The sequence below is a fragment of the Bacteroidota bacterium genome (assembly GCA_036522515.1).
In the GTDB taxonomy this organism is placed as follows: domain Bacteria; phylum Bacteroidota; class Ignavibacteria; order UBA10030; family SZUA-254; genus VBOC01.
The window spans coordinates 14,835-40,597 of record DATDFQ010000059.1; the positions used below are offsets into that span (position 1 = coordinate 14,835).

Below are 25,763 nucleotides of genomic sequence, written 5' to 3' on the forward strand. Positions count from 1 at the left end.
CTATTTGACGACGATCATTCTCTTTGTCAGGGTGAACGTCCCCGCCGTCAATCGATAATAGTAGATGCCGCTCGAAACCCCGCTGGCGTCCCAGCTGACCGACTTGTACCCCGGATCCTGAACCCCGTCCACCAGGGTCGCAACATCCTGCCCGAGCAGATCGTACACCCGTAACACCACATGGCTCTGGTACGGCAATTGATACCTGACAATTGTCGATGGGTTAAACGGATTGGGATAATTCTGGCCGAGCGCAAATTCCGCGGGACGTTGTCCCGGTTCCGCAACCCCGGATTGCTCCGGCGGAGAAGGGGGAGCGTCTCTCCCTTCGACAATCCTGATCCGTCCTGCTTGTGGCACGGCGCCCGCCGAGCTCAGATATAACTTTCCCGCATTGTTTGTCTTCACCCAGTAGGCCTTTCCGGGATCGATTGTCGTGGCAATCGTGTATGCGCTGTTATAACCGAAGAATGGCGATGTGACCAGACTACCGGGCGCGCTCGTGATGCTGGAAACGTTGACGGGGACGCTTATCGATCCGACGATGTTCCATCCCGGCACTACATCAATCGAGTCCGTCGTCCGGGGATAACCGGTGATCGAGTCGATTTGATCCCCGTTGAACTTCACCCAGTATCCTTTCCCATTTTCAAGAACGGGTTGCGTGACGTAACCCCCCTGGTAGGCGAACGCGTTTGATATTGCAGAGGGAAAGAGAATCGACTTATGGTAATCATCCGGGGTCACCTGCACCGAGAGCATGTTCCATCCGTTCGCCACCGTATCCTGGAACGTCGTTTGTGCTCTCACGAACACCCATGCCGCACCGGCGTTTTCATTGTCGGTCGGTCCACCCGCGATGACGGTGTTGCCATCGGCGGAAAGGGACGCTGAGAAGCCCTGGTAAGCACCGCTGGTCCCCGTGCCGACGAGCTTGCTACCAAGTTGAGTCCACACACTCCCTGAGCGTGTGAAGGCCCACGCCGCTCCGGCGTTTCCATTGTCGAGCGGTCCACCGACGATTGCCGTATTGCCATCGGCGGTAAGGGAGACTGAGGTTCCTCTTTTAGCAGGGTCCACCGCCCCTGTGCCGGCGAGAAGGGTCTGCTGCGTCCAGACACCGGCTGAGCGCGTGAAGACCCACGCGGCACCGCTATTACTATGGTAACTATACCCCCCCTCAATCGCTGTATTGCCATCTGCGGAGAGAGCGACTGAGGAGCCTCTGTTGCCAGGTCCCAATACCGGCCCTGAGCCGACAAGTTTTGGTCCCTGCTGGTTCCACAAACCTCCCGAGCGTGTATAGATCCAGGCCGCACCTGCATTACCATTGTCGCCGTCTCCCCCTACGATTGCCGTATTGCCATCGGCGGAAAGGGCAACTGCGTAGCCCTCACGGCCAGTACCTGCGGCGGCGTCCAGGCCGACGAGCTTCGACCCCTGCTGCGTCCACACACCTCCGGAGCGTGTGAAGACCCAGGCAGCACCCTTTTGGGTGTTGTCGATCGGTCCACCCACGATCGCCGTATTGCCGTCGGCAGAAATGGAGACTGAGTAACCTTGTTCGGCACCCCCGACAGCGCCCGTACCGACTAGTTTCGGTCCCTGTTGCGACCACACACCGCCTGTCCGCACGAATACCCATGCGGCACCAGCATAATTACTGTCGAGCGGTCCACCCACGATCGCCGTATTCCCATCGGCGGAGAGGGCGACTGAGGCGCCTTGGTAAACGGGGCCCACCCCGCCCGTGCCGACGAGCTTCGTCCCCTGCTGGGTCCAGGCACCGGCTGTCCGCGTGAAGACCCACGCGGCACCAGCATAATTACTGTCGAACTGTCCACCCACGATTGCCGTATTGCCGTCGGCGGAAAGAGAGACCGACTGACCTTGTCCGGCTCGACCCACCGAGCCTGTGCCGAAAAGCTTCGATCCTTGCTGGGTCCACACACCTCCGGAGCGTGTGAAGATCCACGCGGCTCCCCGATTTGCATTATCGGTATGCCCACCCACGATCAAGAAGGTGCCAGAGGAGGAAAGGGCGGCTGAGACGCCTTGTCGGGCACCCCCCACACCGCCCGTGCCGACAAGCTTCGATCCCTGCTGCGCCCACGCGAGAGGAAGGCCACTGCGCGTGAAGACCCAGGAAGCACCCCAATTACTACTGTCGCCTTGTCCACCGACGATCGCCATATTGCCGTCGCCGGACAGGGAGACGGAAGAGCCCTGGAAAGCAGCGCCCACGGCGCCGGTGCCGACAAGCTTCGATCCCTGCTGCGTCCACAGCAATGTAACGCCATTGCGTGTGAAGACCCACGCCGCTCCGGCGTTACCGTTGTCGAAGAATCCACCGATGATTGATGTACTGCCGTCGGCGGAAAGGGCGACCGACTGACCTTGTGCGGCGGCACCAACAGCGCCGGTGCCGACAAGCTTCGATCCCTGCTGCGTCCACACGGGTGGAAGGCCGCTGCGCGTGAAGACCCATGCCGCTCCGGCGCTACTATTGTCGGAATTTCCACCGACGATTGCCGTATTGCCGTCGGCGGAAAGGGCGACCGAGGCGCCTTGTCGGGCATTCCCCACACCGCCCGTGCCGACAAGCTTCGATCCTTGTTGGGCCCACACACCGCCTGCGCGCGTGAAGATCCATGCCGCACCGGCGTTTCCATTGTCGAGCGGTCCACCGACAATTGCCGTATTGCCGTCGGCGGAGAGGGAGACCGACTGACCTTGTTCGGCGGGACCAACAGCGCCGGTGCCGACGAGCTTCGCGCCCTGCTGCGTCCACACGCCTCCGGAGCGTGTGAAGACCCAGACCGCACCCATCCCACTGTCGTTCTGCCCACCCACGATTGCCGTATTGCCATCGGCGGAAATGGCTACCGAGTGGCCTTGTCGGGCGAAACCTATAGAGCCTGTGCCGAAAAGCTTCGATCCTTGTTGTGTCCAGGAACTATCCGTGCGTGTGAAGACCCACGCCGCGCCCCTTTGGTTGCTGTCCAGGTCTCCACCCACTATTGCAGTGCTGCTGTCGGCCGAAATGGCGACGGAGACGCCTTCCCCAGGAAAAGGTACGGCACCGGTGCCGACGAGCTTGCTTCCTTGCTGCGTGTACTGTGCTTCCGCAGAATTTTTTGCCGCGAAGATCAGAGCAATGACAACAAGAATCGTCATCGTTTTTTTGAGCCTCCACCCGAACGTACCTCGAATCATAATTTCTCCATTATGTTAGTCATGCAGTAATGTACCCTCCCGAAACCGGGTTGGCAATCACGTAATCACGGGAAAGAGTTGACTCTTCACCCTCTTTTGGCTACTATTGAGCTGAAAGGCAAACCGTCCGATGCAGGTTCCCCCCAGGCTCATTGGTATCATTGCTCTCCTTTGGAGTGTTTTGGATCTCGCCTCACCCGCGGGCATCCAGGCTTCCCGGCCGGCGGCCCCAACCGGCACATCCGACAGCATGATCCACCCCGTTACTCCAGATAAACTGCTCTCCCTCGATAAGTACCTGATCAGGTATGAAGACATACCGCTCCCGAACTTCGGACTCATCAATGATATCATCCGTGACGATCGCGGTTTTCTCTGGGTTGCAACAACCCGGGGCCTGTTCAAATACGACGGGTATCAGGTCAAAGAATATCCGAACGGCTACGAACCGATTCGCAATAGAGATAATATCACAAAGATTCTTCGAATGGACGACGGATCACCGCTGCTCTCCACCGGAAAGGGGCTCTGGAGGTTCGATCTCAAGACGGAACTGTTTGACTCCTTTCTCCCCGAGGCGGAATTCTCGGAGGTCAGAGTTCGTTCGATTGTGAACGACTCAAACGGCACGATCTGGATAGGAACAGAGTCTCACGGGCTGTTTGGGTACAATCAAAGAACAAAAGCGGTGCGGCGATACACCACAGGGAAGGGACTGAGCGACGATCGCATCACCGCGCTCCTGGCCGATCGATCGGGAACCCTCTGGATCGGAACCCTCGGCGGCGGTCTCAACTGTCTTGATCCTGCAACCTCAACGATTGTCTCCTATCGTGCCGCAGGGCGGGAGGATCGCCGGTTGCTTTCGGATCACGTGACCTCTCTGTGCGAAGCCGAAAATCGCGACATATGGATCGGCACCGATAATGGCTTGAATGTTCTCGAACCGGCGAGCCGTCAGATCCGGCGGGTAAGCCTCCCTTCGCCGATCCGGCATACAATCTGGTCGATGGCGCGCGATCCGGCGGGCAGTTTGTGGATTGCCGCATCAGACCTGGGGTTGCTCAACTATCGCGGCGAAGTCCTCACTCGCTTTCCCGCCTCGGGTGAGCTGGCCCGCTCGCTGAGTAAAATCAGAGCGTTGTACTTCGATCCGGTCGCCACAGGCAAGGCGAATCTTCTTCTCTGGATCGGAACGCGCAGCGGCGTCACCAAGCTCCTCGTCTCATCGAACCCGTTCGCCAACCATTTGCGCAATCAAGACTCGCTCCAACTTGACCGGGGGGCCGTCCTCTCGTTTTGCCGGGACCGGACGGGAATTCTCTGGTTGGGGTTGTGGGGCGGGGGGTTGGAGGGTCTCCGGCGGGTTGACGGGAGGTACCGCCGTATCAGCCACTTTGAACACGATTCGGGCGATCCGCTCTCTCTTCCCAGCAACGACATAGGATCTCTCGCCGAGGACCGGAACGGAAATCTCTGGATCGGGACTTCCCGGGGACTCGGAATGCTCGATCATCGCCGGAAACAGATGATCATCGACCGGCATGTCGAGGGGGATTCGACCAGTCTTTCGGGGGATGAAATAAACGAAATTCATGAGGACCGGAACGGCGCCGTCTGGTTCTGTACGAAAGGGGGGCTCTCGCGGTTGCTCCCAGGCGGGATGCACCGGTTCGAAAATTTTCTGGATGATCCCGGCGACGCGCGTCAAACAGGAGGGAACACAGTTTCCGGGATCGTTGAAGATCGCCTCTCGAATAGTTGGGTGGCAACGTACGGGAGGGGGTTGAACAAGATTGATTCCAGCGGAAAAATTACGCGATATCTGTGTCCCGCCGACTCTCCGGGCGTCGGAGAGAATCGCATCGACCAAATCGCCGAAGATCCGGACGGTTTGCTTTGGCTCAGCACGCGGGCCGGTCTCGTCTCCTTCGACCCCCGGAGCGGAGTGTACGGGCGATTCCCGATTGAAGACCTTCGGGACGGGCACATCTTCGGAATCTCGATCGACCGCGACGGCGACCTGTGGTTATCCACGGCCATCGGGCTCGGGAGATTCAGTCCGAAAAGCAGGGAGTTCGAGAGGTTTGACGAGCAGAACGGGCTGCAATTCAAGGAATTCTTTTCAGCGTTCTATCGCGACGATGCCGGGCGCCTTCTCGCGGGCGGCTCGGACGGATTCATGGAGTTTTCGCCCGCGGATGTTCCCGATCACCCGCCTGCTCCGGTGATCGTGATTACAAGTGTTTCGGTGTTCGACAGCGCGCTCCCCGCTTCTGTCCTGAACTCAAGCGAAGTGCGGCTCTCGCATGACCAGAATTTTTTTTCCTTTACCTTTGCAGCGCTTGATTATTCCAACCCCCGGCGCAACAGGTTTGCCTATAAGATGGAGGGGATTGACGAAAAGTGGGTCGATGCGGGCACCCGCAACTTTACGAGCTATGCCAATCTGGATCCCGGGGGCTACATTTTCCGCGTCAAAGGGTGCAATAGCAGCAACGTCTGGAACGAGGCGGGCGCCTCCATCTCGATTATGATCACGCCGCCGTACTGGCGGACGTGGTGGTTTCGCATCCTGGTTGCGGCCCTTTTCGGATGCGCGCTCTATACCGCCTACCGGTACAGGCTCGGGAGACTCCTTGCGGTCGAACGTCTCAGGCTCCGCATTGCCGACGACCTGCACGACGATGTGGGGAGCAACCTGAGCGCGATTGCAATGGTGAGCAGGGTGTTGCAGCGGACGCCGGATTTGACAGAAGCGACAAAACTCAAACTTGCCGAGATTTATGATACCGCGGTGACGACCTCCGAGGGAATGAGGGATATCGTATGGTTTATCAAGCCGGGAAACGACACGCTTGAAGATCTGTTCCTGCGATTGAAAGAGATCGCCTCAACGTTGCTTGCGGATATCGATTACGAGCTTCATGCGCCCGCGGGGGGAAGCTCAGTCCGGACCACTCTCGAATTCAAGAGAAACTTCTTTCTCGCATTCAAGGAGATTCTCACCAACGTTGTCAAACACGCGTCTGCCACGAGAGTCGAGATCCGTGTCGAGCAACGGGACCGGGTGCTGGAAGTTGTCGTTTGGGATAACGGGCGGGGGTTCAGTCCGCTTTCGCCAGCTGACCCCGCATGGAAACCGGCGGGCAACGGCCTCGGCAACCTGAGGAGCCGGGCGTTGACGATCGGGGGAAACTTCGAGATCAGCTCGGAGCGCGGGAAAGGGACGACGGCGAAGTTGTGGGGAAAGTTATGACAACCACGGGGGTGCCCCCCGTGAATACGTGATTGCGAGGAGGGAGTTATTACGGTATACTGTGGACATGACTGACATTTCTTTCCCGCGGACCGGCCATGAAACATCCGTCTGGTTGGTGGAAGACAACGAGCGGTTCCGGGCCAACATCAAAGATCTCATCGACGAGACCGAAGGCCTGACCTGTGAGTTTTCCGCTCCGTCGTGTGAAGACGCGCTGACGCAATTGCAAACCGAGGCTGCGCCGGATATCCTCCTGATGGATATCGGGCTGCCGGGAATGGACGGCATCGAAGGGATCGTAAGAGTAAAGCTTCTCGCCCCTTCGATTCAGGTCATTATGCTGACGGCCTTCGACGACAGCGATAAAATATTCCGGGCGATATGTGCAGGCGCTTCGGGATATCTTCTCAAAAGCGTCCGGCCTGACGAGATCATCCGGTCTCTGACGGATATCCTCAAAGGCGGCGCTCCCATGAGCGGACAGATCGCACGGAAAGTCCTGGAAATGTTTACGGAAATGGGGGCACCGAGAGGAAACTACGAAATCACAAGGATGGAGAGGGAAATCCTTCAACGCCTCGTGGAGGGATGTCCGAACAAGGAGATCGCCAAGGACCTCGGAATCAGCTTCCACACAGTCGATACCCACCTCAGAAATATCTACACGGAGCTCCAGGTTCACAGCCGCAGCGCGGCGGTTGCAAAGGCTCTGAAGGAGAGATTGCTTTAAGCCGTCCCGCCCCCCGGTAATGCCTCAGTTTCCCGTTGGTTGTCATCCTGAAGGAGCGTAGCGACCGAAGGATCTGGCTTTTTGCCATTCGGACGGACGGAGATCCTTCGCTGCGCTCAGGATGACAATAATAGAGTGAGAGACTGCCTGTCCCTTGCTTTTCCCTCTTAAAAGAGCTAATTTCAACAGTGGTGAAACTTCCGTACCTCCAGGCCGTTTATAGAACGGTTCGTTCACCTCGCGTCATCCCTTTACTCATCACAGGAGTCCCTATGTTCAGTTGCATCAAGCCAGGCAGGGCCGGCGTTTTCTCGTTCGTACTCGCGACGGCAATTTGTCTCTTCGGATCCACCGGTTCCGGCCAGGTAAAACCGGCGGTCGGCATCCATCAAAATACACCCAGCGTCCACGCCTTTACGAACGCGAGAATCGTCACCGCCCCCGGCAAAGTGATCGAGAAAGGAACGCTCGTCATTCGCGACGGAACGATCGTCGCGGTCGGCGCCTCGGTCGCGGTTCCGGCGGACGCCCGCGTCTGGGACCTCTCGGGCATGACCATCTACCCCGGATTCATCGACAGCTACTCGGATGTCGGGGTTCCGAAGAAACCCACCCCGGGCCAGGACCAGCCGCCTCCCCCAAAACCGCCGGACGCACGCGGGCCGAAACACTGGAATGAATTCGTTCTCTCCTCGCAGAATGCGGACGAGATGTTCATGCCCGATTCAAAGGCGGCGGAAAAGTTGCGGGGCATGGGATTCACCACCGTGCTCGTGCTTCCCCAGAAAGGAATCTTCCGCGGATCGAGCGCAGTCTTCGACCTTGGCGAGGGAACACCCAACGACCTTCTTGTCAAGCCCCGCGTCGCCCAGCATGTGACATTCGAGAACTCGAACGGCGACGCCTATCCCAATTCCCTGATCGGAACCATCGCCCTGATCCGCCAAACGTTCCTCGACGCGCAATGGTACCGGAGCGCGATGCAGGCTTCGGCAAAGTATCCGTCGGAGCCTCGTCCTGAATTCGTTGCGGAGCTCGCCGCCCTTGAGGGCGCGATCAGCGGGGGGCAGCCCGTCATGTTCGAATCGACCGACGAGCAGAGCCTGCTGCGGGCGGCCAGAATCGCGAAGGAGTTCAGTCTAAAGGCCTGGGTGCGCGGCAGCGGCTACGAGTACCGGCGGATCGATGCGGTCAAGGCGACGGGGCTTCCGATCGTCCTGCCGGTGAATTTTCCCGACGCCCCCGCGGTCCAATCGCCCGAAGAGGCGCTCAACGCGAGCCTTGAAGATCTTCGTTACTGGGACGAAGCGCCCGAGAATCCAAAAAAACTCTACGACGCAGGGATCACGTTCGCTCTTACCACCGCCACGCTGAAAGACGCCTCGACGTTCCCGGCCAATCTGCGCAAGGCGATCGAGCGGGGCCTCTCCCGGGATGCGGCCCTTGCGGCGCTGACAACGGTCCCCGCGAAGTTGTACGGGATCGACCAGAAGGCCGGAACGCTTGCCCCCGGAAAGCTGGCAAATTTCGTCGTCGCAGACAGCGATATCTTCAATGAAAAAACAAAGATCCTCGAAACCTGGGTGGACGGAAAGCGCTACGAGGCCAAGCCGAAGCCCGAGGTCGATCTGCGCGGCGAATGGACTCTCGAACTTGCCGGAGCGCCCGTGAATGACCTTACGTTGAACCTGAAAGGGGACGCCGGCGCCTTGCAGGGGACGTTGAAACGGAACGGGAGGGAAGTGAAACCGACGAACGTTTCGCTGGCGAACCTTCTCCTGGAACTTTCATTTAACGGCGATTCGGTCGGAATGGACCGGGTCATCCGGATGTCGGGAACGGTGAGCGGAGAGCGGATGATAGGAAGCGGCGAACTTGCAGACGGGAAGCGTTTCAGCTGGAGCGCACACCGCTCGGCGGCCTTCAAGCCGGAGCCCGATACGTCGAAAGCCAAGCCGGTCTCCCCCTCGATGTTCACCGCAGTCTATCCTCCGGTGGCATTCGGTCGGGCAAAAGCGCCCGCACAGCCCTCTCATCTGATGGTCCGCGACGCGACCGTCTGGACGTGCGGCCCGCAGGGGACTCTTGAGCACACCGACGTGTTGATGTCGGGCGGAAAGATCGTCAACGTGGGAAAGCACCTCGCGGCGCCCAAGGACGCGGTGATCGTGGACGGAAACGGGAAGCATATCACACCGGGTTTGATCGACTGCCATTCGCACACCGCGGTCTCGGGAAGCGTCAACGAAGCGGGCTCCGCGATTACGGCAGAGGTGCGGATCGGAGACGCCATCGACGCAAACGACATCTCCATCTACCGTGAACTCGCGGGCGGATTAACGGTCGCGCACGTGCTCCATGGCTCCGCGAACCCGATCGGCGGCCAGTGCCAGCCCATCAAACTGCGCTGGGGCTTGTTGCCCGAGGAGATGAAGTTTGAAGGGGCTCCGCCCACCATCAAGTTTGCCCTGGGAGAGAATGTGAAGCAAAGCAACTGGGGCGACAAATATACCACCCGCTATCCCCAGACGAGGCAGGGCGTGGAGCAGACCATCCGGGACGAATTCCGGGCGGCGCTCGATTACGAGCGGACATGGAAGGATTTCGAGAGCGGCAAATTCAAGATCCCTCCCCGGCACGACCTGCGACTCGAGACGATGGTGGAGATCCTGAAAGGGAAGCGCATCGTGCATTGCCATTCCTACCGGCAGGATGAAATCGAGATGCTGATGCGCCTCGCAGAGGATTTCGGGTTCAGGATCGGGACATTCCAGCACGTTCTCGAGGGATACAAGGTCGCGGACCAGATTGCGGCGCACGGCGCGGGGGGATCGACGTTCAGCGACTGGTGGGCGTACAAGATCGAGGTGTATGACGCCATCCCCTATAACGGGGCCCTGATGCACGACGCCGGAGTGACGGTGTCGTTCAATTCCGACAGCGACGAGCTCGCCCGAAGGCTCAACACAGAGGCGGCCAAAGCGGTGAAGTACGGGGGGCTCTCCCAGGAGGAGGCGCTGAAATTTGTCACGATCAATCCGGCGAAACAGCTTCGCGTCGACAAACGGGTCGGATCGCTTGAGACGGGGAAAGACGCCGACTTCGTCGTCTGGAGCGGGAACCCTCTCTCCACCTACTCAATCTGCGAACAGACGTGGATCGACGGGCGGAGATATTTCGACCGGGAGGAGGACCGGACGATGAACGACGAAGTGACCCGCGAGCGCGCCGCCCTAACCCAGAAAGCGCTCCAGTCGAAAAAGGGAGGCTCGATGGATTCGAAGCCGACCGCATCGATGGAAGACAAAGAGCCCTACTCGTGCCATGAAGAAGAGTCGGGAAAGGAGCTACGCTAACATGAAAACGATATTAATTGCCCTTTGCCTGTCCGTCATCGTGTGCGTCTTGCCTGCGCGCGCATCCGAAACTCCCGCGAAGAAACAGGATCACCCCATCGCGCTTGTCGGGGGAACGATTCATACGGTCAGCGGTTCGGTCATCGAAAACGGGACCCTCCTCTTCGATAAGGGAAAGTTGACCGCGATCGGGGCGAACGTCGACCCCGGAGCGGGAGCCGAAAAAATCGACATCCGCGGGAAACACGTCTACCCCGGGCTCATCGACGCCCGGTCCGCAATCGGGCTGGTCGAGATCGACGCGGTGCGGGCTTCCCGCGATGTCAATGAAAGCGGAAGCGTGAACCCGAACATTCGCGCCGAAGTGGCGGTGAATCCCGAGAGTGAAATCATCCCGGTGACGCGCGCCAACGGCGTGACGGTTGCCCTGACGATGCCCGACGGGGGTGCGATCAGCGGATCGGCGGCTGCGATCGAGCTCGACGGTTGGACATGGGAGGAGATGACTCTCAAGGCGCCCGTCGGAATGGTCGTGAACTGGCCCTCCATGCGGATCAACCATGCCTGGTGGGAGCAGCGTTCGGAGGAGGATCAGAAGAAGGCGCGCGACAAGAATCTGAATGAATTGCGCGGGGCCTTCCTCGATGCGAGGGCCTATCTGAAGGCGAAACAATCCGAGACGCAGGCGAATATTCCGTTCCATAAGACCGACCTGCGATGGGAAGCCATGGCGCCGGTTCTGAACCGGGCGGTTCCGGTCCTTATGAACGCCGAGGAGATCGAACAAATCGAGGCTGCCGTGGCCTGGGCGGGGCAGGAGAACGTCAAGCTCATCCTCGTGGGAGGATATGATTCATGGCGGATCGCCAACGTGCTCAAGGAGAAGGATGTCGCCGTCATCGTCAATCCGATACACCGGACGCCCTGGCGGAGCTGGGAGGCGTACGATGAGGCGTTTACGCTTCCCAAGAAACTGTCGGAAGCCGGCGTGCGCTTTTGCATAGCGGGGGACGGCGGAGGTTCGAACGAGCGCAACGTGCCGTACCACGCCGCCACCGCCGCATCATACGGATTGCCGAGGGAGGAAGCGCTCAAAGCCGTCACCCTCTATCCCGCGCAGATCCTTGGGATCGCGGACCGCGTCGGATCCCTCGAGGTCGGAAAGGACGCCACGCTCATCGTGACCGACGGCGATCCGCTGGAAATCATGACTCACGTGGAGATGGAATTCATCCGTGGAAAGAACATCAGCCTCAACAGCAAGCACACCCACCTGTACGAAAAGTACAAGGAGAAATACAGGCGGACGGGCGCGAAGTGACGCCCATTTGTGGCGGCCTTGACGACCATATTCCAGGTTGAGGCTCTTTGCTGTGCGGATGAAGAACACCTGATCCGGAAGAAACTCGACCAGACCCCGGGGATCGAGAGTTTCAGCTTCAACCTGATCTCCAGGACGCTGACCGTGCGGCATTCCTGCACGGTCGAATCGATCGTCGGGGCGCTCCTTGATATCGGATTCAGCGCAAGATCGGATCAGGGCCTCGACGAGCCGCAGACGTTCTGGGAGCGCCGCAACCACCTTCTCTTTACCCTTACCGCCTGTCTGTTTCTCGCCGCGGGGATCATCGCCGGCTTCGCCGGCGCTCCGCAGCCCGTTCTGATACCCCTCTTTCTCTGTTCGATCGCCGCCGGGGGCTGGCGGATCGCCGTGAAGGGGTTCAAAGCCGGGAAGAACCTGGCTCTCGACATGAACTTCCTCATGACGATCGCGACAGCCGGCGCACTTGTCATCGGAAAGTGGGAGGAGGGGGCGGCGGTCATCGTTCTCTTTTCGCTTTCGCAGTTGCTTGAGCGTTACACGATGGAGCGCTCGCGCAAGGCGATACGGTCATTGCTGAATCTCTCCCCGGCGATGGCCACGGTCAGGCGCCGGACGGCGGAGGTGACGGTAAGAGTCGAGGAAGTCGGTGTCGGCGAGCGGATCGTCATCAAACCGGGAGAGCGCATCCCGCTCGACGGCGTGGTCGAATCGGGCGAGTCGGCGGTGAACCAGGCGCCGATCACCGGAGAGTCGCTCCCGGTCCTGAAACGGACGGGTCATGAGATTTTTGCCGGAAGTCTCAACGAGCGCGGCATGCTCGAGGTGCGAGTAACGAGGTTATTTCGCGACACGACGTTATCGCGGATCGTCCGGATGGTGGAGGAGGCCCAGACGGAGCGCGCTCCGGTGCAGAACGTCACCGACCGGTTCGCCCGGATCTACACTCCCGTGATCATCTCCGCGGCCGTTGCGGTTGCAGTCCTTCTCCCCCTGCTGTTCCATCAACCCTTCGGCGTCTGGTTTTACCGGTCGCTCGTCCTGCTCGTCATTGCCTGCCCGTGCGCGCTCGTGATCTCGACACCGGTTACGATCGTGAGCGGCCTCTCCAACGCCGCGAGGAAGGGAGTCCTCATCAAGGGTGGCCGCCACCTCGAAGAAATCGGCCGGGTTCGCGCGATCGCATTCGATAAAACAGGAACGTTGACGGAGGGCGCGCCGCGGGTGACGGACGTGGTCCCGCTCGATTCGCTGACCAGAAACCAGATCATTCAGCTTACCGCCGCGGTCGAGGCGAGATCCGAACACCATCTCGCGGCCGCAATCCTGAAACGGGCCGACGAGGAAGAGCTGTCGATCGACAACATTGCCTACCAACAGTTTGAATCCCTCACCGGAAAAGGGGTCCGCGCGACGATCGACGGGGTGGCCTACGTCGTCGGGAACCACGCGCTGATCGAAGAGAAGAAGATCTGCTCGCCCAGGGTGGAAGCGCTCCTCCGGCAGCTGGAGGGAGACGGCAAGACGGCGATCATCCTCGGCACCGAAACCGAGGCCCTCGGGATTATTGCGATCGCCGACGCGGTTCGATCCGGAAGCGCCGGGATCACCCGGGAGTTGCACGCGGAGGGGATTCAGAAAGTCATCATGCTGACCGGGGACAACGAAGGGACCGCCAGGGTGATTGCGCAGAGGACGGGTATCGACGAGTATTACGCGGGAATGCTTCCCGATGAAAAAGTGGAGAGGATCCGCGCCCTGAAGAAGGAATACGGGAGCGTTGCGATGGTCGGAGACGGAATCAACGACGCGCCGGCTCTTGCGGCGTCATCGGTGGGGATTGCGATGGGGGGGTCCGGCACGGACGTCGCGCTTGAAACCGCCGATATCGTGTTGATGTCGGACGACCTTTCCAGGCTGGTCTCCACAATTCAGCTGAGCAGGAGGACTCTCTCCGTGATCAGGCAGAATATCCTGATCTCTCTCCTGACGAAGATCGTCTTCATGGTCCTTGCCGTTGCGGGGGTTGCGACGCTCTGGATGGCGGTACTGGCTGACGACGGAGCAACGCTCCTCGTTATACTGAACGGACTGCGAGTGCTGGGATTTCGGGGCGGAAAAGCGTCAACGTGAGAAGGAGTGCGTTCTTACGACTCCATCACAACGAGATACGTGTTGATGACGCCGAGAGCCAGATAGATGGTGATTCCCAGCGACACGCCCCACTCCAACAGCAACGGGATTTTGCTCAAGATTGCTGATACCATACATCCCTCCTTGGGATTAGTCTTCCTACCAATAAATATACCTGTGTCAATGACAAATAGCAATAGATGTGACGCGGAGCCGGGGGTCGTTCAGATACATATTTGAGAAAACCGCGCAGTACGCGGGAATGAAGCGGTTTGGAGGGTTTTTTTTGAGGCTTTGCGGGGAGGGGTCTACGAATCCGTATTCAGGACCACATTTCGTATCGTTTGGTGGATTTCGTGCATGTCGACGCGCCCCTTTCGCAAATAGGGGATTCCGTGCATCTTGAGCGTCGCGATGTCCTTCACATCCAGATCGCGGCCCGTAATGACGATGACGGGGACCGACTTGTGTTTCGAATGGTCTTTGAGCTCCCGGATCAGATCGAAGCCGCTGAGCCGGTTGAGGGCCAGATCCATGATGATTGCGGAGGGTTTTTCCTTGTCCACCCACTGTAGGAAGTTTTCCTCGAGCGGAAAAAGGACGCCCTTGAAGCCTTCATCCTCCACGACGAATTTCATGAGCTCGGAAAAGCCGGGGCTATCTTCGACGATAAGGACTGTTTTCTTCTTCATGATCTGCGCGTTTGAAGACTGCACACGGGATTTGCCCGGATGGATGAGTTAGGAAACCGACGCCCCGAAGATACTCGTTCTAGCGCTGAAAGGTACCTGAACATAAAAAAAAACGAATTAAAAGTCAACCTGAATGCAAGGTCTGGTTGAGTTTCGTCGCCCTCTCGTTCCGCGACCTGAAGGTCGCGGCTACCGAGGCCTCGGGCTTGGTAGCCGCAGCCTTTAGGCTGCGGTCGTTTACCCTCGGCGCGTTACCGTCTTTGCCGTCACCCGTCAGGCGGCGATCGACCGGATCGGGCCTCTCCGCTGACTCTCCCCGCCTCAGGATCTCATTGACTTTAAGCGATAATTTTGGTAGATTATTCCACCAAATTTCCCTTTAGAACCAGTAAATCAGGATAAAATCGTCATGTTTGCGGTCGTCGATATCTCAGGGCAGCAGATGAAGGTGAGCCCCGCTGAACGGGTCCACGTTCCAAGACTTTCGAACGAAGTGGGGAGCACGGTGAAGTTCGACCGCGTTCTGCTCGTCTCCGATGAGACGGGCGTGAAAATCGGCAATCCTTTCGTCAAGAGCGCCTCCATCGAGGCGAAGGTCCTCGGCCACGTAAAGGACGATACGGTCATCGTGTTCAAGAAAAAGCGGCGCAAGGGTTATCGCGTCCGCCGCGGTCACCGGCAGCAGTACACCGAAATCGAAATCACCGGCATCGCATAATCGAATCATCGTCATCCCGAGGGAGCGAAGCGACCGAAGGATCTCTCTTTTTGATTTCAGGAGCATCAGGATATGGCACATAAAAAAGGCGGCGGAAGTTCACGCAACGGACGCGACAGCAATTCGCAGCGTCTCGGAGTAAAGAGGTTTGGCGGGGAAAAAGTGACCGCCGGAAGCATTCTGGTCCGCCAGCGCGGCACCCGGTTCGCGCCGGGCGTCAACGTCGGCGTCGGCAGCGACGACACGCTCTATGCGCTGAAGGAAGGCGTCGTCTCGTTCCGCCGGTACGGGAAGTCGTCCAAAGTGGTAAGCATCACCCCGGCCTAACGCCGGCCGCACATCATGCGATCTCAGTGCCCGCGTCCGCGGGCACCGTTCTGACCTCGGGTTCCCCGGAAAACACTCACACCATTTGAAGGACTGTACGATGAAGATTACCGTCGTCGGGGCTGGAAACGTCGGCGCCACTGTCGCGCAACGCATTGTCGACAAGGAGCTTGCCAACGAAGTCGTGCTCGTCGACATCGTCGAAGGGCTGCCGCAGGGGAAGGGCCTCGACATGTACGAATCGGCTCCGATCAGCGGGACCGATGCGCGCGTCCGCGGCTCCAATTCCTATGACGACACGGCGGGATCGAACATTGTGGTCATCACCGCCGGGATCGCCCGGAAGCCCGGCATGACGCGCGAGCAGCTCCAGGAGACGAACGCCGGGATCGTGAAGGGAGTGACGGAAGCGGTGGTCGCCAAGTCGCCCCAGGCGATCCTGATCGTGGTCTCCAATCCGCTCGATGTCATGACGTACGTGGCCTACAAGGTGAGCGGGTTCGAGCGGCACAGGGTGATCGGCATGGCGGGCATCCTCGACACCGCGCGCTATCGCACGTTTATCTCGATGGAGCTCGGCGTTTCCGTGGAAGACATCCAGGCGCTGGTGCTCGGCGGGCACGGCGACTCCATGGTCCCGCTCGTGCGATATACGACGATTGCAGGCGTTCCGCTCTCGGAGTTCCTCGACCGCCCCGCGATCGAGAAGCTGGTGAAGCGCACGAGGGACGGCGGCATCGAAATCGTCAACTACCTGAAGACCGGAAGCGCCTATTACGCCCCGTCCGCAGCCGCGGTGGAAATGGTGGAGGCGATTGTGAAGGACAAGAAGAGAATCCTTCCGTGCGCCGCGTACCTTCAGGGAGAGTACGGCCTTCGGGATACGTATATCGGGGTGCCGGTGAAGCTGGGGAGGAAGGGGATCGAGCAGGTGCTCGAAATATCTCTTTCGGAGGAGGAAAAAGCCGCTCTTACGAAATCTGCGGAGGAAGTAAAATCGAATATCGCCAAGCTGAAACTATAGCAGGGTCAGGCTCCCAGATCCATCTTCATCACGACCTTCGCCCCGCCTTCAAGCCGCTCGAACTCCACGCTGTCCATCAGTGTCCGCATGAGGAACACGCCGCGCCCGTTTTCGCGGAGCAGGTTCTCCTCCGCCAGCGGATTCGGTAACGCTTCGGGGTTCACCCCGCCTCCTTCGTCCTGAACCTTCACGGTGAGGGACGAGTTGTTCACCTCGCACGTCAGCGTGACTTTCTTCTTCGGATCGCGCTTGTTCCCGTGGATGATCCCGTTGTTCACCGCTTCGGTCGTCGCCACCAGGAGCTTGTTGTAGCGGGTGTCCCCGAGCGCCAGATCCTCGTTGATCTTCTCCAGGAACTCCTCCACCTTGATGATCTCGTTCGGGGCGCTCACCAGGACAAGTGTGAAGACCTTATGTTCACGTTTTGGCATCGAGCTCTTTGGCTTACATGTGTACGGTGAGGGACATAGTTATGTTTGCGAAGGAACGCCCGGCGGAACCGGTTTGTGTCTGGTTTTCGAACCAGCCGTTCGTTGAGAATTCGGTCCGCTCGCCGACGTTCCAGACGATGCCCGTCACCGGGCCAATGCTGCGCAAAAAGCGGTCCAAACTTCGTTCCTGCCCCGTGAAGATGTATCTGCGCTGACTAAAATAACGAATACCTGTTGAAAAAAGCAAACTCCGCCCCATGCGGTAACGGATCGTGCCGAGATACGTTTGATCCTCGAAAGAGGTCAACGGAAGCTCGGAAAAATCCGACCACCGCAGCTCTCCCTGCTCATAGAGCCTGATTCCGCTGAACCATTCCAGCCGGAGCCGGTTCGTGAGGTCCCATCCCGACGAATCGGTGAAGGAAAACTGTCTGAAGGCGAAACTCCGGATCGGCGAGGAAGGCGACTCGAAATCGTACACCGTGTAATTCGCGAGCACCTCGAACGTGTTGGTCGACGAGAATTCGCCCGAGGGCAACCAGGCGAGCCGCGGCGCCAGACGGATGACCCTGTTCCACGTATTGTCGGCGCTCCGGCTCGAGAAGACATAGACGAGGTGGTTCAGGTTGGCGTTCGCCTGCATCCAGAACGTGAAGTGCCGGTTGAGGCGGTGGGACCAGAGGAAGCTCGCGATGTACCACAACTCGTCGCGGTCGTCGTCGTTCAACGCGCTCGGAGTGTCGTACCGGAGAAGGCTGCCCGACGCGGAGAGCGTGAGAGTGTCGGATGGGGGGAGCCCGATCGTCAGCCTCGAGGAGACGGAGCTTCGCCGGGAGTGGTTATTCTTTCTCTCCTCCGAGCGGGCCGCCGGGCCCGGGTTGCCCGCGGGGGTGAGCGGCTCTCCCTCCACGGAATGGGTCTCGTCCCGTTCCTGGTACGAGAACTGGGCGGACCCGCGAAACGAGTCCCACGGCGTGTAGTCGAGCCGGACGGCGCTCTCCAGTTTCATCTCGTCGATGTTCGTGTTCGGCGTGGTCCCGGATGCGCTTCTGAACCGGTCCTCACGGCCGATCGAGCGGGAAGCGAGGTTCCCCTGAACCGTCATCGACATCCTGCCCGAAAAGCCGTAGGTCAGGGAATCGGCGACCGCGAGGGCGTCCTCTGTGCGTGTCTCAATATTCTGGGCCACGCCGAACTCCCGCTGAACGTCGGAATCGGCCGCGAAGTAGAAATCGCGCCGGTTCCTGGAGTAGATGAACTGGAGAGAGTTCTGCGTCTGTTCGAAGAAGACCTTCTCGATGCTCAACAGCGCGTTTCGGGTTTCGAGCGTGCGGGGAGTGAGTTTGTCATACTCCCACTTGCCGGTGAGGAATGTGCGGTATCCGTTGTAGTCGAGCCCGTCCCCGGCAAGATCAAGCAGGTACGAGGGCCCGTGATCGCGCTGATCGAGCTGGTGGTCATAGCGGACGCCGATATAAGGCTCGATCGTGAAGTGGCTGACAGGCTGATAGGAGAGCCCTCCGTAGAGCGACTGGGTCGCGGCGTCGCTGATCCCGATGTCCTTATTGTTGGAGAGGCTGAAAAAGGAAACCTTCATCCCCGCGCTCAACGGCGTCCAGAGCCGGCGCTGGAGGGAGAGGTCGAGCGTATGTTCGTCCGTGATGAGTTTGCGGTCGGTCTGGATCATTGTGGAGAGAAACCGGTCCGCCAGCTTGACGGAGAACGGGCCCTGCATCGTCTGAAACAGGGCAAGCCCGTTCCAGTGGTTGGTATTGATCATCTTGTCGAAGGAGATCGAGGCGATGTTGAGCCGCGAGACGGTGTCGGGCCGGGCCTCGCCGGGCCTGAGGACGGGATAGTCGTCCTGCCCCAGCGCCGCGTGGGAGAGGAGACAGAGGAAGCACGCCGCTCCGACCGCGGGCCGGAGGCTCACCATATTCCAAGCGACTCGCCGGCATCGACATTGATCGAAGTTCCGTTGATGAAACTTGCGGCTTCCGATGCAAGGAACAGGACGGCGTTTGCCACGTCCCCGGGCGATGCGAGACGGACGGGAACTTTGGGAGGCGGGGCCTGGGGCGGCACTTCCCCGGGGGATTTCTGGGAGAGCGCACCGATCGACTTGATCGTCTCCTCGGCGAGGGGCGTGTCGGACGGTCCGGGATTTACGCTGTTCACAGTGATATGATCCCCCTCGAGCCCCTTCGACAGCGACTTCGTGAAATTGAGCAGAGCGGCATTGATCACACCCGGAAGGAGAAACAACGGGCCCGGTTCCCTGCCCGCCATCCCGACGATGTTGATGATCTTTCCTCCGCCGCAGGCTTTCATATGTTCGATCACTTCACGCGAGGTGCGGATATATCCGAGGAGCTTGAGCTGAATGTGATACTCCAGGTCCTCTTCGGACGTTTGCAATATCCCGCCGACATGCATGCCGCCCGCGTTGTTCACAAGGATATCGATCCGACCGAATTTGCTCATCGCGGCGCCGACGAAGCGCCGGATATCGTTGAGCCTGGTCATGTTGGCTTTGACCGAAATGATATCGGTCCGGAGGCCCGACCTGAGTTCGTCCACAATCTGCTGGAGCCGCGGCTCATCGCGTCCGCAGATTGCGAGCCTCGCCCCCTGCGCGGCCATGGCCGAGGCCACGGCGCGTCCGATTCCGCCGCTCCCCCCGGTGATGAGAACAACCTTCCCTTCCAGGCCGGTGGTAAGGGGCATTAAAACGTCCTCATAGTTCGGCCTTCTGGCCGCGCACCGGGATCCCGACATTCCTGTACCCGAGGCGTGTCAGTCCGGCCTGCAGATCCGATGCGCGTCCAGCTTCCCCGTGCACAAGGTAAATTTGCCCGAGGAGCTTCTTGTCGAACTGGCCGATATACGCGAGAAGTTCGTTCCCGTCTGCATGGGCGCTGAACGAATTGTGGACGATCACTTCCGCCTTGCGCTTATAGATCGTCCCCAGGATCCGGACCTCCTCGTCTCCGTTCACGAGCCGTTTCCCGAGCGTGTGATCGGCCTGGTATCCCACCATGAGAACGGTGTTCCGGGAGTCGGAAACGTTGTTTGCAAGGTGGTGCAGGATCCTGCCCCCCTCGCACATTCCGGATGCGGCGATAATCAGGCAGGGGCCCTTCAAATCATTAAGCTTGATGGATTCTTCGACGGACCGGATGTACTTGAGCTGGCTCAGGCCGAACGGGTCGTGGTGCTGCCGGATGTGCGTATTGACGTCGTCGTCGAAACACTCGGGGTGCGCCTTGTAGATGTCCGTCGCATTGACCGCGAGCGGACTGTCGACATAGATCGGAATGCGGGGAAGCGTTCCCGCGTCCCAGAGCTGGTGCAGGGTGTAGACGACATCCTGCGTTCTCCCGACGCTGAACGCGGGCATGATGATTTTCCCGCCCCGCTCGATCGTCCGGGTCAGATCGGCAGCAAGCTGTTGTCCCATGTTCTCCGGCGGGTCGTGCAGCTTCCCTCCGTAGGTGCTTTCGCTGATCAGCAACCCGACGTCACCCATGAACACGGGATCGCGGATGATCGGCATATCGCGCCTCCCGAGGTCACCGGTAAAACCGAAAACCTTCGATGTTCCGTTTTCCCGGACCGAAACCTTGATGGAGGCCGAGCCGAGGATATGCCCCGCATCGAAAAACTCGACCGTCACGTCCGGGGTCACGTTGAAGGGAGTCTGGTAGGGGAGGCCCTTGAATAATTTCATCGCGGCTCCCGCGTCGTCGGAAGTATAGAGCGGCTCGATCAGGGGGAGATTCTGTCTGGCCAGTTTCTTGTTCAGGAACTCCGCGTCCTTTTCCTGTATGAAGCCACTATCCGCAAGCATGATCGCGCAGAGATCTTTGGTGGCGAGGGTGCTGTAAATAGGGCCGGAGTAGCCCTGTTTTACGAGGCCGGGGAGATTTCCGCTGTGGTCGATGTGCGCATGGGAGAGGACGACCGCATTGATCGAACGGGGGTCGAAGGGGAATGTCCGGTTGCGCGCGTTTGCCTCCTCACGCCTCCCCTGGAACATGCCGCAGTCGAGGAGGATCGTCGATCCTCCGGCGCGGAGCAGGTGCATGGAACCGGTGACGGTCTGTGCCGCCCCCTGAAATTCTATCTGCATTGCGGATTCTTGCGGTACGTGTTGGCGTATGGTACGCAGTTTTGCCCAGAGAAGCAACGTAACCGGCCGAATTTCAATTGCCGAACCAAAAAGACCGCAGCCTGAAGGCTGCGGCTACCAAGCCCGAGGAATCGGTAGCCGCGACCTTCAGGTCGCGGAACGATCAGGCGACCCTACTGAGCCGGCACCGGAGCGAGGAGGATTATTTTCGGTACTCCATTGCGGCGCGGATGAAGTCGCGGAAGAGCGGATGGGGATCGGTCGCGCGGGAGCGCAGCTCCGGATGGAATTGCGTGCCGATGAACCAGGGATGATCGCGCAGCTCGATGATCTCGACAAGGTTGTTCGTGGGGCAAACGCCCGTCACCATCATCCCGTGCTCCTCGAGCGTCTCTTTGAACGCGTTGTTCACCTCATACCGGTGCCGGTGCCGTTCGGAGACAAGCTCCTTCTTGTACGCACGGAACGTTTTCGTTCCCTTGAGGATCTTGCAGGGATACGATCCAAGCCGCATCGTTCCCCCGTAGGCGGTCACCTTCTTCTGCTCGATCATCATATCGATGATATTCTGCTTCGTCTGCTTGAACTCCGTGCTGTTCGCGTCGGAGAGGCCGCAGACATTGCGCGCAAACTCGATCACGGCGCATTGCAGCCCCAGGCAGATTCCGAAGAAGGGGATCTTCTGTTCCCGGACGTACCGGATCGCCTGAATTTTCCCCTCGATGCCGCGTTCCCCGAAGCCCGGCGCGACGAGCAGGCCGCAGATATGATCGAGGAGGGGGCTCGGGCCGTCGCGTTCGATGTCCTCCGCCCTGATCCAGGAGAGAGTCACCTTCACGTTATTCGCCGCTCCCGCGTGCACGAACGATTCGGCGATGCTCTTGTACGCGTCCTGGTGGTCCGTGTACTTGCCGCAAATTCCGATCGAGACATTCCCCTGCGGCTCCCTGACCCGCTTGACGAATTTTCGCCATTCGCCGAGGTCCGGTTTCGGACAGGTCAGATCGAGCTTGTCGAGGATGATCTCGTCGAGCGACTCGGCCGCGAACTGGAGCGGGACCTGGTAGATGGTCGATACGTCGTGGGCGTCGATCACCGATTCGGCTTCGACGTTCGTAAAGAGAGCGATCTTTTCACGCACCCCCTTGTTGAGGGGCTCTTCCGACCGGCAGATAAGAATGTCGGGCTGGATGCCGATCTCCAGAAGGGTCTTCACGCTGTGCTGCGTCGGCTTTGTCTTGATCTCGCCGGCGGCCTTGATGTAGGGTACGAGCGTGACGTGGACGCTGAGCGAATTCTTTCTTCCTTTCGCGAACATGAACTGTCTCATGGCTTCGAGAAAGGGAAGCCCCTCGATGTCTCCCACCGTCCCCCCGATCTCGATGAGCACCACGTCATATTTATTGGTGGACGCAAGCGCCTCGAACCGCCGCTTGATCTCGTCGGTCACATGAGGGATGACCTGCACCGTCCCTCCGAGGTAGTCGCCGCGCCGCTCCTTGGAGATGATTTCGAAATACACCTGCCCGGTCGTCGCGTTGTTTTCCTTTGTCATGTTCACGTCAAGGAACCGCTCGTAGTGTCCGAGGTCCAGGTCGGTTTCCGCGCCGTCTTCCGTCACATAGACTTCCCCGTGCTGGAACGGGTTCATGGTCCCGGGATCGACGTTCAGGTAGGGATCGAATTTCTGAATCGTGACCCGCAGGCCCCGTGATTTCAATAGCAGGCCGATCGAGGCGGCCGCGATGCCTTTTCCGAGCGACGAGATCACACCGCCGGTAATAAAAATGTACTTCACCTTGTTCTTAGGCAATCCGCATCCTCATTTTGTATGAATTGGACCCCGTGTGACGATCCCGCCCGACAACACCAGCTTCAACCCCTCTTCAACCGACAGGTCGAGAACCTGCATGCTTTCTCTCGGCAGCAGGATCATTGTGCCAGACGTGGGATTCGGCGGGTTTGGTATGTAAACGCTGATCAGTTCAGAAACGGCGGAACCGGAATGAATCGTCAATTGGTTGGTGACGAAGCCGATCGCCGACAGTCCGACGCGCGGGTACTCGACGAGCACGACTTCACGAAAAGATTTTCCCCGCTGTCCGGGTTGAAACGCGTTCATGAGATCCCTGGTGGCGCCGTAAATCGTCCGCGCCAGCGGGATGGAAGAGATGACCCGCTCGAAGAACTTGAAGATCGCAGCGCCGATCAGATTCCGCGAGAGGACGCCCAGCACCATGATCAGGAGTATCATCGTGATAAACCCGAGCCCCTGGGTGTGCCGGGAGAGCAACCGATCGAACAGGGGGGAGATGATGCCGTCGACCGTACTGAAGAGCAGAGTGAAGACCCACACAGTGATCACGACCGGGACGATGACGAAGAACCCGCGCCAGAACGTCGCCCGCAACGCTTGCCAGAATGTCTGGCGGCTCGTTTCCCAGGTCATTCCGCCTGGACCGATTGTTGCTCGCGGAGGAGGGTCCGGACCTTGTCCACGTCCTCCGCGGTATCGACCGGGATGCTTTCGAAATTTGTCACACGCGTCTTGATCCGGATCCCCCGGTCGATGATGCGCAGCTGCTCGAGCTGCTCGATTTCCTCCAGCTTCGAAGGAGGCCACGATGCGAACTCGAGCAGGAACTCGCGCCGGTACGCATAGATGCCGACATGCTTGAAGTAGGCGGGGCGGGCCGGAGGATGCCCGTCAGTCCCGTCCCGGAAATGTGGGATCGGAGATCTCGAAAAGTAAACTGCGAACTGGCCCGAGTCGGTCACAACCTTGACGACACTCGGATTCACCGCCTCCTCCGGATTCTCGATCTTGCGAATGAGGGTGCCGACGCGAATCTGGGGATCGTTCAACAGGAGTTCGGCAGCCTCGTCGATCATCCTCGGCACGATGAGGGGTTCGTCGCCCTGCACGTTGACGATGATTTCAGTGCCGGTCATTTCCTTTGCGACCATCGCGATGCGGTCGCTCCCCGAGCGGGCCTCCTCCGGAGTGAGGACGCACTCTCCGCCGAAACTTCGCACTACGTCTGCGATCCTCTTGTCGTCGGTCGCGACGATGACTTGCCCGGCGAGCCGCGCACGCTTCGCCCGTTCCCAGACGTGCTGGATCATCGGTTTTCCGCCGAACTTGATGAGCGGTTTGGCGGGCAGGCGCGTCGACCCGTACCGCGCGGGGATGATGATCGCAACCGAAGGCGCGGTCATCTCTTAACCCTTCCCGCGCCTGGAGGGAGCGTCGCCGATGACCTTCGGAACTTTGAAAAACTTGTCCGTCTTGTCCGGGGCGTTTTTCAACATCTCCTCTCTGGGGGAAGACGGCCGTGTGCGGTCCTCCCGGAACACGTTCGAGATTTCGATCACGTGGGAAAGGGGTTCGACGTGCGACGTATCGAGCTCGTTCAGTTTTTCCATGTAGGCGAGAATCTGGTTCAATTGGTTTTTGAATTTCTCCTTCTCCGCCGCGGTAAACCGCAGGCGGGCCAGCTCAGCCACATGTTCGACGTCGTTGATTGTGACGGGCATGAGACCCTCCTACTGATTCTTGTAATTTCGTTCGATTGCGGCGTGAACGTCGTCGCGCATCGCAAGCTCCGAGCTCTTTCCGTTCGAGCCGCGCGGTTGTATCGGCCGTTCGACCACAAGCGTGATGGTTCCGGGCTCAATCCGGAGGGACCCCTTCGGCATGATCTTATAGCTGCCGTTGATCGTGAGCGGGACGACCGGAACGCCGGCCTTCGCAGCCAGATTAAAAGGCCCGCGCTTGAACGGTTGCAGCTTTCCGTCCTCTGTGCGCGTTCCCTCGCCGAACATCAGGACGGAGCCGCCGCCGCGGGTGATTTTCGCCGCGGCCTCCTCCAGCCCGTGCATCGCCTCCTGTCTGTTCCGCCTGTTGATCGCGATGTATGTTCCTCCATAGCGCAGGCCCCACCCGAATACCGGAATCCGTTCAAGTTCTTTTTTATAGACGATCCGGACTTCGCCCGGGAGGCCCGCGATCACAGCGGGAATATCGAACATGCTGGCATGATTCGCGACCAGAACGTGATTTTGATTGAAATCAACCCGCTCCACCCCTTCGACGATGAGATCGACGCCGCACAAGGCGAGCACGGTGCGGGAATAGAACCGGGCCATCGAATAGTACGCGCGCTCGGACCTGATCACCAGCGATGTCAGCGTCATGATCGCGGCCATGAAGGCCGTAAAGAGAGCAGCGAGCACCACCCTCACGGCCGAGAGGATCATTGCAGAAACCCCGGAAATTTCCCAAGAAGAGAGACGAACAACGAATCGGCCGGGTAAGGATGGTGAGGGATCAGGGGGCGGCTCGGCGTTGCGTGGCGGAACACATCAGCGGAATTGCCTGGCACCGTCTTGCCCTCGCGACGAGTGAACGACATCGTGGT

General features: G+C 59.4%; 19 protein-coding genes. 8 read left to right on the plus strand and 11 right to left on the minus strand.

What is annotated here, in order from left to right; genetic code table 11:
* Complete coding sequence (locus VI215_12820) at positions 1-3,216, minus strand: T9SS type A sorting domain-containing protein (GenBank protein ID HEY6193198.1); 3,216 nt, start codon at positions 3,214-3,216, stop codon at positions 1-3.
* A gap of 181 nt (positions 3,217-3,397) precedes the next feature.
* On the opposite strand from VI215_12820, the gene VI215_12825 reads away from it, so the two are divergent.
* The 5 genes from VI215_12825 to VI215_12845 all read left to right on the plus strand — a co-directional run bounded on the left by VI215_12825 (position 3,398) and on the right by VI215_12845 (position 14,018).
* Complete coding sequence (locus tag VI215_12825; GenBank protein HEY6193199.1) at positions 3,398-6,475, plus strand: two-component regulator propeller domain-containing protein; 3,078 nt, start codon at positions 3,398-3,400, stop codon at positions 6,473-6,475.
* Between the two features lie 67 nt (positions 6,476-6,542).
* Entirely contained in the window at positions 6,543-7,208 is a 666-nt protein-coding gene (locus VI215_12830; protein HEY6193200.1) for a response regulator transcription factor, read from the plus strand.
* A 272-nt stretch (positions 7,209-7,480) separates the two neighbouring features.
* Complete coding sequence (locus VI215_12835) at positions 7,481-10,564, plus strand: amidohydrolase family protein (GenBank protein ID HEY6193201.1); 3,084 nt, start codon at positions 7,481-7,483, stop codon at positions 10,562-10,564.
* A gap of 1 nt (position 10,565) precedes the next feature.
* Positions 10,566-11,885: an amidohydrolase family protein gene (locus tag VI215_12840; protein HEY6193202.1), complete on the plus strand. Its 1,320-nt coding sequence runs from the start codon at positions 10,566-10,568 to the stop codon at positions 11,883-11,885.
* Between the two features lie 18 nt (positions 11,886-11,903).
* The gene (locus VI215_12845; protein ID HEY6193203.1) at positions 11,904-14,018 is read left to right on the plus strand and encodes a heavy metal translocating P-type ATPase; all 2,115 of its coding nucleotides are present in this window, start codon (positions 11,904-11,906) and stop codon (positions 14,016-14,018) included.
* Positions 14,019-14,326: 308 nt separating this feature from the next.
* Here the strand turns inward: VI215_12845 and VI215_12850 are convergent, their stop codons facing one another.
* Positions 14,327-14,710: a response regulator gene (locus tag VI215_12850; GenBank protein HEY6193204.1), complete on the minus strand. Its 384-nt coding sequence runs from the start codon at positions 14,708-14,710 to the stop codon at positions 14,327-14,329.
* Positions 14,711-15,119: 409 nt separating this feature from the next.
* Here VI215_12850 and rplU point away from each other — a divergent pair, with 409 nt between their 5' ends.
* The 3 genes from rplU (at position 15,120) to mdh (ending at position 16,779) form a co-directional block, all read left to right on the plus strand.
* On the plus strand, positions 15,120-15,428 hold the full coding sequence (gene rplU / locus VI215_12855) for a 50S ribosomal protein L21 (protein HEY6193205.1): 309 nt from the start codon (positions 15,120-15,122) through the stop codon (positions 15,426-15,428).
* Between the two features lie 72 nt (positions 15,429-15,500).
* Positions 15,501-15,755, plus strand: coding sequence for a 50S ribosomal protein L27 (gene rpmA, locus VI215_12860; protein ID HEY6193206.1), 255 nt, complete (start codon positions 15,501-15,503; stop codon positions 15,753-15,755).
* Positions 15,756-15,855: 100 nt separating this feature from the next.
* A complete protein-coding gene (gene mdh, locus VI215_12865) occupies positions 15,856-16,779 on the plus strand; it encodes a malate dehydrogenase (GenBank protein HEY6193207.1) in 924 nt (307 codons plus the stop codon).
* Positions 16,780-16,784: 5 nt separating this feature from the next.
* On the opposite strand, the gene VI215_12870 is transcribed toward mdh, so the two are convergent.
* The 9 genes from VI215_12870 to VI215_12910 all read right to left on the minus strand — a co-directional run bounded on the left by VI215_12870 (position 16,785) and on the right by VI215_12910 (position 25,602).
* Complete coding sequence (locus tag VI215_12870) at positions 16,785-17,210, minus strand: ATP-binding protein (protein HEY6193208.1); 426 nt, start codon at positions 17,208-17,210, stop codon at positions 16,785-16,787.
* A 13-nt stretch (positions 17,211-17,223) separates the two neighbouring features.
* On the minus strand, positions 17,224-19,146 hold the full coding sequence (locus VI215_12875; protein HEY6193209.1) for a hypothetical protein: 1,923 nt from the start codon (positions 19,144-19,146) through the stop codon (positions 17,224-17,226).
* Positions 19,140-19,937, minus strand: coding sequence for an SDR family NAD(P)-dependent oxidoreductase (locus VI215_12880; GenBank protein ID HEY6193210.1), 798 nt, complete (start codon positions 19,935-19,937; stop codon positions 19,140-19,142). Before VI215_12880 ends, VI215_12875 begins: the two co-directional genes overlap by 7 nt.
* 10 nt (positions 19,938-19,947) lie before the next feature.
* Complete coding sequence (locus VI215_12885) at positions 19,948-21,342, minus strand: MBL fold metallo-hydrolase (GenBank protein ID HEY6193211.1); 1,395 nt, start codon at positions 21,340-21,342, stop codon at positions 19,948-19,950.
* A 202-nt stretch (positions 21,343-21,544) separates the two neighbouring features.
* Positions 21,545-23,155, minus strand: coding sequence for a CTP synthase (locus VI215_12890; protein ID HEY6193212.1), 1,611 nt, complete (start codon positions 23,153-23,155; stop codon positions 21,545-21,547).
* Between the two features lie 9 nt (positions 23,156-23,164).
* Positions 23,165-23,791 carry a DUF502 domain-containing protein gene (locus VI215_12895; protein HEY6193213.1) on the minus strand — a complete coding sequence of 209 codons (627 nt, stop codon included), beginning with the start codon at positions 23,789-23,791 and terminating at the stop codon, positions 23,165-23,167.
* Positions 23,788-24,561 (minus strand): 3-deoxy-manno-octulosonate cytidylyltransferase, encoded by a 774-nt coding sequence (gene kdsB / locus VI215_12900; protein HEY6193214.1) that lies wholly within the window; start codon positions 24,559-24,561, stop codon positions 23,788-23,790. Before kdsB ends, VI215_12895 begins: the two co-directional genes overlap by 4 nt.
* A gap of 3 nt (positions 24,562-24,564) precedes the next feature.
* Positions 24,565-24,879, minus strand: a complete 315-nt coding sequence (gene gatC / locus VI215_12905) for an Asp-tRNA(Asn)/Glu-tRNA(Gln) amidotransferase subunit GatC (GenBank protein HEY6193215.1) — start codon at positions 24,877-24,879, stop codon at positions 24,565-24,567.
* 9 nt (positions 24,880-24,888) lie between these two features.
* A complete protein-coding gene (locus VI215_12910; GenBank protein HEY6193216.1) occupies positions 24,889-25,602 on the minus strand; it encodes a lysophospholipid acyltransferase family protein in 714 nt (237 codons plus the stop codon).
* Positions 25,603-25,763 lie beyond the last annotated feature (161 nt).

Coding starts and splice junctions, on each gene's coding strand:
- VI215_12820 (HEY6193198.1), bottom strand. CDS start 3,216: ATGATTCGAGGTACGTTCGGGTGGAGGCTCAAAAAAACGATGACGATT.
- VI215_12830 (HEY6193200.1), top strand. CDS start 6,543: ATGACTGACATTTCTTTCCCGCGGACCGGCCATGAAACATCCGTCTGG.
- VI215_12835 (HEY6193201.1), top strand. CDS start 7,481: ATGTTCAGTTGCATCAAGCCAGGCAGGGCCGGCGTTTTCTCGTTCGTA.
- VI215_12840 (HEY6193202.1), top strand. CDS start 10,566: ATGAAAACGATATTAATTGCCCTTTGCCTGTCCGTCATCGTGTGCGTC.
- VI215_12850 (HEY6193204.1), bottom strand. CDS start 14,710: ATGAAGAAGAAAACAGTCCTTATCGTCGAAGATAGCCCCGGCTTTTCC.
- rplU (HEY6193205.1), top strand. CDS start 15,120: ATGTTTGCGGTCGTCGATATCTCAGGGCAGCAGATGAAGGTGAGCCCC.
- rpmA (HEY6193206.1), top strand. CDS start 15,501: ATGGCACATAAAAAAGGCGGCGGAAGTTCACGCAACGGACGCGACAGC.
- mdh (HEY6193207.1), top strand. CDS start 15,856: ATGAAGATTACCGTCGTCGGGGCTGGAAACGTCGGCGCCACTGTCGCG.
- VI215_12870 (HEY6193208.1), bottom strand. CDS start 17,210: ATGCCAAAACGTGAACATAAGGTCTTCACACTTGTCCTGGTGAGCGCC.
- VI215_12875 (HEY6193209.1), bottom strand. CDS start 19,146: ATGGTGAGCCTCCGGCCCGCGGTCGGAGCGGCGTGCTTCCTCTGTCTC.
- VI215_12880 (HEY6193210.1), bottom strand. CDS start 19,937: ATGCCCCTTACCACCGGCCTGGAAGGGAAGGTTGTTCTCATCACCGGG.
- VI215_12885 (HEY6193211.1), bottom strand. CDS start 21,342: ATGCAGATAGAATTTCAGGGGGCGGCACAGACCGTCACCGGTTCCATG.
- VI215_12895 (HEY6193213.1), bottom strand. CDS start 23,791: ATGACCTGGGAAACGAGCCGCCAGACATTCTGGCAAGCGTTGCGGGCG.
- kdsB (HEY6193214.1), bottom strand. CDS start 24,561: ATGACCGCGCCTTCGGTTGCGATCATCATCCCCGCGCGGTACGGGTCG.
- gatC (HEY6193215.1), bottom strand. CDS start 24,879: ATGCCCGTCACAATCAACGACGTCGAACATGTGGCTGAGCTGGCCCGC.
- VI215_12910 (HEY6193216.1), bottom strand. CDS start 25,602: ATGATCCTCTCGGCCGTGAGGGTGGTGCTCGCTGCTCTCTTTACGGCC.